Source organism: Pedobacter frigidisoli, from assembly GCF_004331675.1.
Lineage (GTDB): Bacteria > Bacteroidota > Bacteroidia > Sphingobacteriales > Sphingobacteriaceae > Pedobacter > Pedobacter frigidisoli.
In genome coordinates, this window is sequence record NZ_SJSN01000005.1 from 119,062 (window position 1) to 132,355 (window position 13,294).

15 protein-coding genes are annotated in these 13,294 nt (G+C 36.4%); 12 read left to right on the top strand and 3 right to left on the bottom strand.

Annotated features, from left to right (window positions below; genetic code table 11):
* The first annotated feature begins 73 nt into the window (after positions 1-73).
* From EZ449_RS07610 to EZ449_RS07625, 4 genes are all read left to right on the top strand, one after another.
* Positions 74-727, top strand: coding sequence for a hypothetical protein (locus tag EZ449_RS07610; RefSeq protein ID WP_131557369.1), 654 nt, complete (start codon positions 74-76; stop codon positions 725-727).
* A 78-nt stretch (positions 728-805) separates the two neighbouring features.
* A complete protein-coding gene (locus EZ449_RS07615) occupies positions 806-1,693 on the top strand; it encodes an archaemetzincin (RefSeq protein ID WP_131557370.1) in 888 nt (295 codons plus the stop codon).
* A gap of 151 nt (positions 1,694-1,844) precedes the next feature.
* Positions 1,845-2,738: an NAD(P)H-binding protein gene (locus EZ449_RS07620; RefSeq protein WP_131557371.1), complete on the top strand. Its 894-nt coding sequence runs from the start codon at positions 1,845-1,847 to the stop codon at positions 2,736-2,738.
* Between the two features lie 16 nt (positions 2,739-2,754).
* The gene (locus tag EZ449_RS07625; protein ID WP_131557372.1) at positions 2,755-3,669 is read left to right on the top strand and encodes a helix-turn-helix domain-containing protein; all 915 of its coding nucleotides are present in this window, start codon (positions 2,755-2,757) and stop codon (positions 3,667-3,669) included.
* 28 nt (positions 3,670-3,697) lie between these two features.
* Here the strand turns inward: EZ449_RS07625 and EZ449_RS07630 are convergent, their stop codons facing one another.
* Both EZ449_RS07630 and EZ449_RS07635 read right to left on the bottom strand, forming a co-directional pair.
* Positions 3,698-4,588 carry a hypothetical protein gene (locus EZ449_RS07630; protein ID WP_225872259.1) on the bottom strand — a complete coding sequence of 297 codons (891 nt, stop codon included), beginning with the start codon at positions 4,586-4,588 and terminating at the stop codon, positions 3,698-3,700.
* A gap of 85 nt (positions 4,589-4,673) precedes the next feature.
* On the bottom strand, positions 4,674-5,378 hold the full coding sequence (locus EZ449_RS07635) for a DUF2490 domain-containing protein (RefSeq protein WP_131557373.1): 705 nt from the start codon (positions 5,376-5,378) through the stop codon (positions 4,674-4,676).
* A 384-nt stretch (positions 5,379-5,762) separates the two neighbouring features.
* On the opposite strand from EZ449_RS07635, the gene fabV reads away from it, so the two are divergent.
* The 5 genes from fabV (at position 5,763) to EZ449_RS07660 (ending at position 10,310) form a co-directional block, all read left to right on the top strand.
* Positions 5,763-6,956, top strand: coding sequence for an enoyl-ACP reductase FabV (gene fabV, locus EZ449_RS07640; protein ID WP_131557374.1), 1,194 nt, complete (start codon positions 5,763-5,765; stop codon positions 6,954-6,956).
* Between the two features lie 309 nt (positions 6,957-7,265).
* The gene (locus EZ449_RS07645; RefSeq protein ID WP_225872260.1) at positions 7,266-7,805 is read left to right on the top strand and encodes a GNAT family N-acetyltransferase; all 540 of its coding nucleotides are present in this window, start codon (positions 7,266-7,268) and stop codon (positions 7,803-7,805) included.
* A gap of 274 nt (positions 7,806-8,079) precedes the next feature.
* The gene (locus EZ449_RS07650; RefSeq protein WP_131533794.1) at positions 8,080-8,532 is read left to right on the top strand and encodes a cold-shock protein; all 453 of its coding nucleotides are present in this window, start codon (positions 8,080-8,082) and stop codon (positions 8,530-8,532) included.
* A gap of 662 nt (positions 8,533-9,194) precedes the next feature.
* A complete protein-coding gene (locus tag EZ449_RS07655; protein WP_131557375.1) occupies positions 9,195-9,896 on the top strand; it encodes an SIMPL domain-containing protein in 702 nt (233 codons plus the stop codon).
* Between the two features lie 99 nt (positions 9,897-9,995).
* Complete coding sequence (locus EZ449_RS07660) at positions 9,996-10,310, top strand: hypothetical protein (protein WP_131557376.1); 315 nt, start codon at positions 9,996-9,998, stop codon at positions 10,308-10,310.
* 242 nt (positions 10,311-10,552) lie between these two features.
* Here EZ449_RS07660 and serS read toward each other — a convergent pair whose 3' ends face one another.
* Positions 10,553-11,824 carry a serine--tRNA ligase gene (gene serS, locus EZ449_RS07665; RefSeq protein ID WP_131557377.1) on the bottom strand — a complete coding sequence of 424 codons (1,272 nt, stop codon included), beginning with the start codon at positions 11,822-11,824 and terminating at the stop codon, positions 10,553-10,555.
* An 89-nt stretch (positions 11,825-11,913) separates the two neighbouring features.
* On the opposite strand from serS, the gene rsmI reads away from it, so the two are divergent.
* The 3 genes from rsmI to EZ449_RS07680 are packed head-to-tail and all read left to right on the top strand — an operon-like array spanning position 11,914 to position 13,290.
* Positions 11,914-12,627, top strand: coding sequence for a 16S rRNA (cytidine(1402)-2'-O)-methyltransferase (gene rsmI, locus EZ449_RS07670; protein ID WP_131557378.1), 714 nt, complete (start codon positions 11,914-11,916; stop codon positions 12,625-12,627).
* A gap of 19 nt (positions 12,628-12,646) precedes the next feature.
* Positions 12,647-12,949: a nucleotidyltransferase family protein gene (locus EZ449_RS07675; protein WP_131557379.1), complete on the top strand. Its 303-nt coding sequence runs from the start codon at positions 12,647-12,649 to the stop codon at positions 12,947-12,949.
* Complete coding sequence (locus EZ449_RS07680; protein ID WP_131557380.1) at positions 12,946-13,290, top strand: HepT-like ribonuclease domain-containing protein; 345 nt, start codon at positions 12,946-12,948, stop codon at positions 13,288-13,290. The genes EZ449_RS07675 and EZ449_RS07680 overlap by 4 nt, the downstream gene beginning before the upstream one ends.
* Positions 13,291-13,294: the final 4 nt, after the last annotated feature.

The following is a 13,294-nucleotide window of genomic DNA, read 5'->3' on the forward strand; positions in this document are numbered from 1 at the left end:
ATTTAAATTGAAATAGTAGTGCAAAGCGATGAGTTATTTGCCACTTTAGGAAGCCCCTGCAACAAACAGAAGAATGATAGAAATTGACGACATAATAGAATTAAAAACTAATAGAGAATCGGAACAGCTATCGTTTGCGACAAGATATTTAGTTCAAATCAATTTTACTTTCGACTTGACAGTAATTTCAGATGGCTTCCGCGGAACTTCTCATTTTTGTGTGAGGCGTGACCAAATTGAAAAAATGTGTTCTGACTTGACTACAATGAGGCAAGTAATATCAGGCAACACAATAATTGAAGACAACGATAGTGATGCAAATATAAATTTCCAAATGAAGCCTCACGGACAAGTAATTGTATATGGACAAGTTGGTGGTTCACATGAAGAAAATTACTTAAAATTCAGTTTTGAACCAGACCAGACTGGCATAGAACCTCTTTTGACAGACTTTCATAAGCTACTTAAAAACGAAGAACCTACAAATCTTTATGAAGCAATTGACTTGATATTATGGAAAGATTGGGACCCAATTGGCATTAATGATATTGCACCAAGGGATGAATATCAAAGCTACACACCAACTATTTTTAAATTAAAAACAATCGGAGCAGACAGTGAGACCATAGCAAAGGCTTTGCACGAAATAGAAGCAGTGACAATTGGAGTGTTAGGAAACCTTGACCATTGCAGGCAAGTTGCAGACAAAATAGTAACCCTGAAATGACAGAAAGAAAAGAGGCATTACCTAAACCGTTATAAACCATTTTGAAAAAACCGAGTAAAAACGAAAAACAAACTTAAAATGCGCTCTTACTTCATCATTGACCTTAAAATAATCATTTATAGCATTTTCCTATTGTCAATTTTACATTCATGTTCTACAGATAAAAAATCTTATTTTAAGACAATAGCCAAAAACGACCTCCCTTTGCAAATGCCTAAACGTGGAGAATGGCGTTATAATCATAACGAAACACCACAAACTCTAGAAGATTTTGTCAATGCTAAACCACTAACACCAAATCAACAACAAAAAATAATTTATCTAAAACCTATTGGTAACTTTTCCCCTCTCCAATTAAAGCAGATAGAGTATACCAGATCTTATATGGCTTTATTCTTCCAACTTAAAACGGTTATATTAGATAAAGTAGGTAATGTTGTAATCCCAAAAAATGCCAGAAGAATCGGACCGGAAAATCATGAGCAACTATTTGCGCCTTATGTTCGAGATTCGGTAGTAATGCTAAATAAACCAGCCGGCGGTATCGTAATAATGGGGATAACAGAAATGGATCTGTACCCAGATAAAAAGTGGAACTTTGTTTTTGGATTAGCATCCTATCAAAAAGGAGTTGCTGTAAGCTCAACTTTTAGATTACAGCACGGTCCCTTATCAGAAAGAAACTACCGGTTGAGTTCAACGAGGTTACTAAAAGTGAGTGCTCATGAAATTGGACACATGTTTGGCTTGAGCCACTGCCTGTATGCGCAATGTTTAATGAATGGAACAAATAGTATGAAAGAAACAGATAAAAGTATTTTAAGGCTCTGCTCACACTGCCAGAGAAAGTTAAATTCAACTCTAAAATACAACAATGAGAATCGCTTAGCACAGCTGATAGCATTTTCCAGAGAGAATAAGATGATCACCGAACTCTCCATGCTCAATGCAGATTTAAATGAGTGAACCAACTATCATAAACTTTATAAAGCGGCGAACTTTATTGTTAAACTAAAATACAAATCTTCTTCTCTCTTTTTCGGCTACAAATCCAGTAGATTCGGCTTCATTTATCAATTTGATTCTTCTGAAATTTGAAGCATCAAATCAATAGAAAATGAAAATTATCATAACAGGTTCGTTAGGTCATATTAGCAAGCCACTTACAAACGAGTTGGTGCAAAAAGGACATGAGGTTACCGTGATCAGCAGTAACCCCGAAAAACAAAAACAGATTGAAGCCTTGGGGGCAAAAGCTGCCATCGGTTCACTACAAGATGTAGATTTTTTAACAACAACTTTTAATGGTGCACATGCCGTTTACACCATGGTTCCTCCAGGAAATTACTTCGATCCTAACCTCGATTTATTAGCATACTTTACCGGCTTTGGGAAAAATTATGTACAAGCCATTCAAGCTTCAGGCATAAAACGTGTGGTTAACTTGAGTACAATTGGTGGAAATTTAGCAGAGGGCAACGGTATTTTAGCGGGTGCACACCAAGTAGAATTGCTTTTAAACGAATTGCCTGAAAACGTAACCATCACACACATGCGTCCCAATTCATTTTACTATAATCTATTTGGATATGTAGAAATGATAAAATCGGCTGGGATTATCGCTGCCAATTATGGTGGAGAAGATATCATTCCATGGGTTTCACCAATTGATATTGCTGCTGCCGTTGCCGAAGAATTAACATCATCCTTTGCGGGTAGAAAAGCCAGATCAGTAGCGAGTGACGATATTTCGGGCAATGAAACTGCCAGGATTTTAGGCGAAGCCATTAGTAAACCAGATTTAAAATGGGTTGTTGTTTCTGATGAAGAAACTTTAAATGGCTTGGTTTCTATTGGAATGAACCCAAAAATCGCAGCTGGTTTGGTGGAGATGTACGGCGCACTTCACAGCGGATTATTAGCGCAAGATTATTACCAAAATAAACCTGCCATAATGGGTAAGGTAAAAATGACAGATTTTGCTAAAGAATTTGCAACTGCATTTAAATAATTAATTACCTTAGATTATGGCCACCACTCATTTTCATAAATTTAAAACGATCAGCGAATTTCATAAGTTCAGAGGTTTACCAAAGCCCGAGCATCCGTTAATCAGCGTTATAAATTTGGCTGATGTTCATAATATGCCTGAGGGTAAAAACAATATTGTTTTCGATTTTTATTCCATTGCCCTGAAGAGAAATTTTAATGCCAAAATAAGGTATGGTCAACAAGAATATGATTTCGATGAAGGCATTATGTTCTTCATTTCACCTGGTCAGATTTTTCGGATTGAGGTAGAGAAAGCAAATCCTTTAAATCATTCGGGATGGATGTTGCTCGTTCATCCCGACTTTTTATGGAACACGCCTTTGGCCAAGATCATTAAGCAATGCGAGTTTTTCGATTATTCTGTACATGAGGCACTTTTTCTTTCTGATAAAGAGGAAAATACCGTCGCGACCATCATGCAAAACATACAGCAGGAATACCATTCGAATATTGATAAATTTAGTCAGAATGTGATACTTGCTCAACTAGAACTGTTGCTTACCTATTCAGATCGATTTTATCATCGCCAGTTTTTGACCAGAAAAATAGCCAATCATACCATCCTCGATCGAATAGAAAGTATGCTAGAAAAATATTTCGAAAATGATCAGCCAACAAAAGGTTTGCCAACCGTTCAATATATTGCACAGACTTTAAATATGTCTCCCAATTATTTAAGTGGCTTGCTAAAGGTTTTAACCGGGCAAAGTACACAACAGCATATTCACGATAAACTCATTGAAAAAGCAAAGGAAAAGTTATCAATAACCAACTTATCGGTGAGTGAAATTGCTTACGAATTGGGCTTCGAACATCCCCAATCCTTCAGCAAATTATTCAAAACCAAAACCAATCTTTCGCCATTAGCGTTCAGGGCTTCTTTTAATTAGGATCTGCAAATAGAATAAGATCGTTAGCTTAGAACTGCACGCCAATTACCCACATATTCTCCAGGTAATTAATCTTCTGACTAGCCTTATCCAGCTCATCCCAACCAGTGGTATGCACATTGGTTAAGTTTGTAGCGCCAACTTTGGTTGTATTTTGGAGATAAATGTTTTTCCAAACGTAGAATTTCAAACCCAATTTAGCCGAAATGCCATAACCAGAAATACTGAAATGGTTATTCCTGCCTTCACCAAAAAGTCGAACATCACTACGTGGAACGAGTAAACCTGCACCCAAACCTGTTTCTAAAGTCAACGACGTATTCCCTCCAGGAGCAACCCAAATATCGTCATACCGCTCAACCTCGATATTGGCATAATTGAAACCATCTGTATGTTCATACGTTAACATGTTTTCTTTAACGTTAATGGTTTGGCCGTTGTAATCTCCAGCCATGGACCCTGTAGGTACATTATCATGGGAAATGTTAGCACCAATATGGCCTGTAATGGCTACATTTTGTGGAATATCCATTACATATTTCATGTGATCCCAACCAATGGAAACACTGTAATTATCTTTAATGAAATAGCCAACGCGGATGTTATATTGAGGAACAGTAATTAAACCTGGATTTAAATATTGCCAACTCAACTTCGATTGCCTATCGTGAGCAACTACATCTTTTAATGTGAAATCGTAATTCGGACCTTGAAATCTGATATCGCTCTTATCATACCAAGAATGGTTATATCCCCAATGAAAATAAAAATCGCCCTTGCGAGAATCTTTTCTTTTATGTTCAGGATTAAATAAGCTTTTTGAAGTGGGTGCAACATCGGTTGATGAAGTAGTAATCTCTTGTGCCTGCATCCGCTTTCCAAACAAGAGCGCTAAAAATAAAATGGAGAATTTTTTCACGCGACAAATTGAGCAAAAAGCAGCATCAATTACAAGATCTTTAACATTTCGTAATCCTAGTGAGACAAAAAATGACTTTTAGACTTTAAAACCTAGTATATACAGCTAATTGAATGATGCTATTATTGGTATGGTTTGATAAATTTTTAACAGCTTGATTCATGTAACCTGCCTCAATATCTAACTTTTTCGAAAAACGGTACCCTAAGGCCAAATAGGCTCTATTTTGGTCGAAAACACTGTTATTAATCTTATCCTTATTTTGGAAGTTTAAGAAAACCTCGTTTTGTAAAGCCACGAAAGCGCCATTGGTAAATGTTGGCTGAGCTTTTTGCAAGGGCTGAATCAACCTAAAAAAGTAACGGAAACGCTGAGAAAATACTTCTTCATTAGGTCGCTCAATAAATCTTTGTTCAACCCTAAAACGATGACTTGCAAAAATTGATTTTAATTTATGTGTATAAATATATTGTTCGAAAATTCGGTGCTCGTTAAATAAATTTTTACTTGTGCCAATCAACCTCAAATCTGTAGTTTGCCACAAATATCCTAGTGCCACATTATGTTTATCATTGATAAAATATTGTAGTGCCGGGCGAATTAAGGTATTCCTAACATATCCCCAATCATCGGCAGAACGGATTTGAGCATCGAACTGCAAGCCCCATTTTTTATTAAACTTAGTGTTGTTTAAAAAAAAGAACCAGCCAGAATTTTGATATTGCGTTTGTGCAGAAAGCTTTCCTAATGCCATGAATGAAATCATAGCCAGTAATAATATTTTTCTCATAAAAAGATAATCCGGTTTATCTGTTGTGCCGCTAAATTAGCAGAAAATTATTAATGTAGAATACTAAAGTTTGGATTCGGGTCTTTCACATGGATAAGTCTTGAACTATGCAACCTTAAATAGTTGTAATATTTTAGCCACTTAAACGGGATAGTAGCGGCAGCCTCCGATTTTTCTATCGGAGCTATAGCGTATAGCCCGAAGAAATAAGCATAAAACTTACTGCAACTGCTTTTCTAATAAAACCCCTATCCGCTACTAAAACTGCTTTATTAAAATTTCATTTAGCGTTAAGGAATTAAAAATTTATCTTCGTTAAAGATTTGGCCTCAACATTACAATAAAAGCCAATTTCTATATTACAAAACGTAAAATAAGAACAAAATGATTATTGAACCGAGAATGAGGGGCTTTATCTGTTTAACGGCACATCCAGATGGTTGCGCTCAAAACGTGATGAACCAAATTGAATATGTAAAATCTAAAGGTGCTATTAATGGCCCTAAAAAAGTTTTGGTAATTGGTGCCTCTACAGGCTTCGGCTTGGCATCGCGAATTGCCGCAGCTTATGGTTCTGATGCAGCTACAATTGGTGTATTTTTCGAGAAAGCACCATCAGCAGGCAAAACAGCCTCTCCGGGTTGGTACAACAGTGCGGCTTTTGAAAAGGAAGCGCATGCGGCAGGTTTATATGCTAAGAGTATTAACGGCGATGCTTTTTCGAAAGAAATTAAGGAGCGTACTTTAGCAACCATTAAAGCTGATTTGGGTCAGGTAGATTTAGTGATTTACAGTTTGGCTTCTCCAGTAAGAAAACACCCTGATACGGAGGTTTTACACCGCTCTACTCTGAAACCAATTGGCGGAACTTACACCAATAAAACGGTTGATTTTCATACCGGAACTGTCTCGGAAATTTCTATTGAACCAGCAACTGAAGAGGATATCGAAAATACAGTGGCTGTTATGGGTGGCGAAGATTGGGCAATGTGGATTGATGCTTTAAAGGCAGAAAACCTATTGGCTGATGGCGCTACAACAGTTGCTTATTCATATATAGGCCCATCTTTAACTGAAGCCGTTTACCGTAAAGGAACCATCGGCAGAGCCAAAGATGATTTAGAAGCAACGGCTTTCAAAATCAGCGATAAATTGAAAGATATTAATGGCAAAGCTTACGTTTCTGTAAACAAAGCATTGGTTACACAGGCAAGTTCAGCGATTCCGGTAATTCCATTATACATTTCTTTATTATACAAAATAATGAAAGCGGAAGGTATTCATGAAGGTACGATTGAGCAAATCCAACGTTTATATGCAGAAAGATTATATACTGGCAGTGCTGTCCAAGTGGATGAGCAAGGCAGAATCAGAATCGACGATTGGGAAATGCGTGAAGATGTACAAGCTAAGGTTGCACAACTTTGGAAAGAAGCCACAACTGAAACCTTACCTGCAATTGGTGATTTAGCTGGTTACCGCTCAGATTTCTTAAGCTTATTTGGTTTCGAAATTGATAAGGTAGATTACCAGAAAGATGCGAATGAATTGGTGGAAATTGAGGGGTTAGTAGAATAAAAATACTTACATCCTCACCCTGTGAAAGTTTGTTCTTTGGATAATTAGTGGAAATCCCTCTCCAAAGGGGAGGGAAACAGCGTTTTTGCTTTTAACCAAGTAATTATAAGATAAATTTTAGAGGCACATCTTTGTTTTTCACAAAACACTTTAAAGCCCTTTCCTTGGGAGAGGGCTAAGGAGGAACAGCATTATTACTTACCTTAATTGGGTAAGGCTTTTGGGTTTCCGCAAAACACTTTAAAGCCCTTTCCTTTGGAGAGGGCTAAGGAGGAACAGTATTTTATTACTTACTTTAATTGGGAGAGGATGATGAATTTCGATTTACAACCTACATTAGAAAACGATTTAATTAGCCTTGTTCCGCTAAAAGCCGAAGATTTCGAAAAATTATTTACTGTAGCTTCAGACCCTTTAATTTGGGAACAGCACCCGAATAAAGACCGCTATAAACGTGATGTTTTCGAGAACTTCTTCAAAGGTGCTATGGAATCGAAAGGTGCTTTTATTGTTTATGATAAGGAAACTAGCGATGTTGTTGGCAGTTCTAGATATTACGAATTCGATGAGGAAAACAGTTCGGTAGCTGTAGGTTATACCTTTATCGGTCGCGATTTTTGGGGTAAGGGGCATAATGCTTCTTTGAAAAAACTGATGCTAGATTACGCTTTTCAGTTTGTAGATAAAGTGATTTTACATATTGGAGCCACTAACTTCCGCTCGCAAAAGGCAACGGAGAAATTGGGCGCCATAAAAGTAAGCGAAATCGAGGTAGCTTATTATGGTGAAGCCGTAAAATGGAATTTCGTTTACCAGATTGATAAGGATAAATGGGAGAACAGAGGATAGAACCGCTGATTCGCAGATTAAAATATTTTAATTAGCCACAGCTGAACGCAGATAAACCGGATATTATGAGGTTCAGCATTTTTATAATCTCAATCCTAAAAATCGCGGTGTCCATCCTTTTTATCTGTGGTTAATCTACGGTTGAAAATCTTTTTAAATCCATAGTTACATACAGCGCTAATTGGAATAAAATCGTATTTCTGCTTTAGTATTGTTATATTTGTATAAATCTCGATTTCACTCACTCCACATAAAACAAAACAATTAAATAAATATGGCTAAATCTCAGGCAACATACAGTAAAAAAGAGAACGAAAAAAAACGACTAAAAAAGCAAAAAGACAAGCAAGAGAAAAAAGAAGAGCGTCAGTCTAATGCAAAAAAGGGCCTAGCGCTTGAAGAAATGTTTGCATACGTTGATGAAAATGGTAATATCTCATCTACTCCACCAGATCCGAAAAAGAAGAAAGTTTTCAATATTGAAGATGTTCAAATCGGAATTACGAGACAAGAAGATATTATTGATGAAAACCCGATTAAAAAAGGAACAGTTACTTTCTTTAACGACAGTAAAGGTTACGGTTTCATTAAAAACACAGAAACTCAGGATAGTATTTTTGTTCACGCAAATGGTTTGGTAACTCAAATTAAAGAAGGCGATAAAGTTACGTTCGAAGTAGAAATGGGTCAGAAAGGACCAACTGCTGTTAAAGTATCAAAGGTTTAAGAAACCTAAAATTAATTCTCCATTTTACAGTTTTCTAAAACTGTAACACGATAAAAATTCTGCAGAAATATCTGCTGCGCTAGGTTTTATAACCATTTATAATTCCGTCTATTTAAGCATAAAACCTTGCGCATATTTTTTTTTTCTAAAAGACTTTTGTCTTTCCATTTAGTATAAATTCTAATTATTAGAAAAGCAGGCTTCGGCATTAATCGGCTACATCAGTCCCGCCATTGCTCATAGTCCTCATTCGCTGCGCTACACTCCGGGCTATTTAGCGCTGTCGGGTTTAAGGGGCAAAAACAATAATTCTTTTTTAACATATCGAAAATCCAATCCCGTCACTTGGGGAGGGCTCATGGGTAGAAAAAAGAAGTTATTTTTTCGTTTCGTAGGAACGTTTCGTACATGTAATTGGCAAAACTGGCTAGCCAAAATGCAACCCGAAATAGCAGTACAATCCTTTGTAAATAAACCCGATAGCAGCGAACACGTAGAGGCAGTCCTCGTGGCTGACAACGTAGTAAAGCGAATAGCGGCATAGGTTTCGCCATTAATTTTCAGTCGATCATTTCCAAAAAAACTAAAAAATAATTCAATCTCGGTGTGGAATTTGCAATACATTTACATCATTACAGCACACACAAAGAAAAATTTGAATTATGAAAAAGTTAATAGCAATTGCATTCGTTGCATTTTTCGGCCTAACCTCAGCAATGGCCCAACAAGTAGATTTACGCAAAAAAATAAGCGTTAGTGGCTCTGCCGAAACGGAAGTTACACCTGATATTATTTACATCAGCATTTCGTTGAAAGAGTACTTAAAAGACAACAATAGCAAGAAAAAAGTAGAGATTACTGATTTAGAAAACCAACTTTTTGCTGCTCTACAAAAAGCAGGCATAGCAAAGGAAAATTTAACAATTAGCAATTTAAGCAGTTGGAATTATGCTACAGAAAAAAAGAAAAACCCTGATTTTTTAGCGAGCAAACAATATCGTTTAAAGGTGAGCGATTTAAACAAGTTCAACGAAATTATTGCTGCAGTTGATGTTAAAGGGATTGCAAACACCAATATCGAAAGCTATGATTATTCGAAAATGGAAAGCTTAAAGAAAGAGCTTAAAATCAAGGCCATTCTAGCTGCAAAGGCAAAAGCAACTTATATGGTCGAGGCTCTGGGCGATAAATTAGGCGGCGTTATCGATATTCAAGATGGTGGTGATGGCGCTATGCCGCAAGCAATGTACAGTAATGTGAGAATGTTGAAATCAGACATGAGTGCTGGTCAAGAATCGGCTGAATTAGATTTCAAAAAAATTAAGCTAAACTTTAGCGTAAACACAGTTTTCGAAATTAAATAGAGAAAGTCGACAACTTTATTAGTCAATATGAAACCTACCAGAACTTTTTGGTAGGTTTTTTGTTAGGTAGACATCGAAACACTAAAAAAATTAAATATTATGAAAAAATTCGTTTACACCCTAGCCCTTATTTTCACATTAGGAATTAGTTTCAACTCTGTTCAGGCTGCTGAAAAACCTGCAAAAAACCCTACGGAATTAACTGCAGAACAAACTTTAAAGTTAGAAAGAATTAAAACCCGTGTTGAAGAAATCAGAGACATGGATAAATCAAACCTGACAAAATCTGAGCGTAAAGCATTACGTAGCGAACTGAGAGAGTTAAAAGGTCAGGCTCGTGCAGTTTCTGGTGGTGTTTACCTTTCAGTTGGTGCAATTATCATCATCATCTTATTATTGATCTTGATTTTATAATCAAACATCGAATACAAAACACATCTACCTATAAAAAACAAAAAGCTTTGCATTACTGCAAAGCTTTTTTTTGTGATAAATTCCCTCATTTCGGTCTGTGATGACACAAACCGAAGAATGAATTTACGCAAGGTATGGAGTTTTCGTCATTGCGAGGTACGAAGCAATCTTAAAGCGGTCGCTACTGGGCTACCCCTAATAGTAAGATAGCTTCGTACCTCGCAATGACGAATTATTGATAATTAATCAATCATATCAAAGCCTGTGTATTTCACTAATGCTTCGGGAATTTTTATTCCATTTTCTGTTTGATAGTTTTCTAAAATCGAGGCAACAATACGCGGCAATGCCAATGCGCTTCCATTAAGTGAATGTGCCAATTGTGCCTTACCTTCTTTTCCTTTAAAACGAAGCTTCAAACGATTGGCTTGGTAAGTCTCGAAATTGGAAACTGATGAAACCTCTAGCCAACGTTCTTGCGCCGCACTCCAAACTTCCATATCGTAAGTCATTGCAGAGGTGAAACCCATATCGCCACCACACAAACGCAAAACACGATAATGTAAGCCCAATTCCTGCAATAAAGATTGCACATATTGGCTCATTTCCTCCAGCGTTTCGTAAGATTTATCGGGATGCGTAATTTGCACTACTTCAACCTTATCAAACTGATGTAAGCGATTTAAACCACGAACATGAGCACCATAAGAACCTGCTTCTCTACGGAAACAGGGAGTATAAGCAGTATTTTTAATCGGTAAATCTTCTTCCTTAAGAATCACGTCACGATATAAATTGGTAACGGGAACCTCCGCAGTTGGAATTAAATATAAATCATCGACAGTTGAGTGGTACATTTGTCCCTCTTTATCTGGCAATTGCCCTGTTCCAAAACCTGAGGCTGCATTAACCAAATGAGGAACTTGCATTTCTCTGTAACCCGCAGCAGTCGCATGATCTAGAAAAAAGTTAATTAAAGCACGTTGTAGCCTCGCTCCTTTTCCCTTATAAACCGGGAAGCCTGCGCCAGTTATCTTCACGCCTAATTCAAAATCAATGATATCGTATTTTGCGGCCAGCTCCCAATGTGGTAAGGCTTTAGTTGGTAATTCTGCTGGCGAACCATGGAGATAAACCACTTCATTTTCTTCTGCAGTTGAACCTTTTGGCACTAAATCATAAGGGAGGTTTGGCAACTGAACCACTGCGTTAAATTGAGCTGTTTCCAATTCATTTAATTTTTCAGTAAGGTTTTTAATATTTTCTTTATGAGAAGTTGTTTCTGCTTTGATTGCTTCTGCTTCTTCTTTTTTGCCGGTACGCATTAAATCGCCAATTTGTTTGGCTGCTGCATTTGCTTCTGCGGAAATACGATCGAGCGAAGTTTGAGTAGAGCGACGATCTTCATCAATTTTAATGATTTCATCTACCAACTCTGGTTGTTTAAAGTTACGCACACTTAAACGTTCTAAAACTTTCTCTCTATTTTCGCGGATATAGTTAACTTGCAGCATTATTTAATTTTTTTACAAAGATAGAAAGAGTTTTCAGTTTTCAGTTTGCAGTTTTCAATCTTGATACTTGATACTTGATACTTGATACTATGAGTGGCAAACTATTTCTCGTACCCACGCCAATAGGCAATTTGGAAGATATGACCTTTAGGGCTATCCGGATTTTAAAAGAATGCGATTTAATTTTGGCGGAAGATACCCGCACCAGTGCCCCAATGTTGAAGCATTTCGGAATCGATAAAAAAGTATTTTCTCATCACCAGCATAATGAACATAAAGCAACCTCGGAGATCATTAAATTCTTAAACGAGGGACAAAAAATTGCCTTAATTTCTGATGCTGGCACGCCAGCAATTTCCGATCCTGGTTTTTTCTTGGTTCGCGAAGCGATAAAAAATGAAATCGCTGTAGAATGTTTGCCTGGTGCTACGGCCTTTGTTCCGGCTCTTGTTAATTCTGGTTTACCTGCCGATGCTTTTTGCTTTGAGGGATTTCTTCCCGTAAAAAAGGGCCGACAAACGAAGTTTAAAAAACTGGCGGAAGAAGATAGAACAATTATACTTTATGAAAGTCCACATCGTTTATTAAAAACTTTGGAAGAATTTGCACAATATTTAGGTGCTGACAGACAAGCATCTGTAAGCAGAGAATTAACCAAGATGTTTGAGGAAACTGTTCGCGGAACTTTAGTTGAAATAAAAACACATTTCGAGAACAATACTTTAAAAGGAGAATTTGTAATTTGCATTGCTGGAAAATCGGTAACGAAAAGCAAAAACAAATATGATGATGCTGAAGAGTAGGATTAATTGAATTAGCGACATGGAAAATTTAATTGAAGAACATTTGCCAGAAATAAAAAGTCTTTTTAAAAAATATGATGTTAAAGAGGCCTATTTATTTGGTAGTGCAGCAAAAAATAAACTAAAAGAAGATAGCGATATTGACTTTCTAATTAATTTTTCTGATAAATCTAACTTTGAAAACTACGGCAATAATTATTTTGATTTGCTTTATGCCTTACAAGATTTACTGAAGAGAGATGTTGATTTAGTTGCAGAGGAAACACTAAGTAATCCATATTTAATTGAAAGTATTAATCAAAGTAAAATTAAATTGATATGAGATTATTAGAAGAAAAAAAACTTCTTACTGATATCAAAATCTCAATTGAGTCTATTTACGACCACTTAGAAAACAACTTTGATTTCGAAATCTACAAAGCAAATAAAACCAAAAGAAGAGCTGTTGAAAGAGAGGTTGAAATTATTGGTGAGGCAATTAATAAGCTACTAAAAGTAAATGATAAAATAGTTATTTCTTATTCAAGGCAAATCGTTGATTTGAGAAATAAAATAATCCATTCTTATGATAATGTCAACGATATCGTTATATGGAAAATTATAATTAAAGATATACCCGTTTTACAAAAAGAGATATCAAACTATCTCGAAGAAAAAATTTAAACCA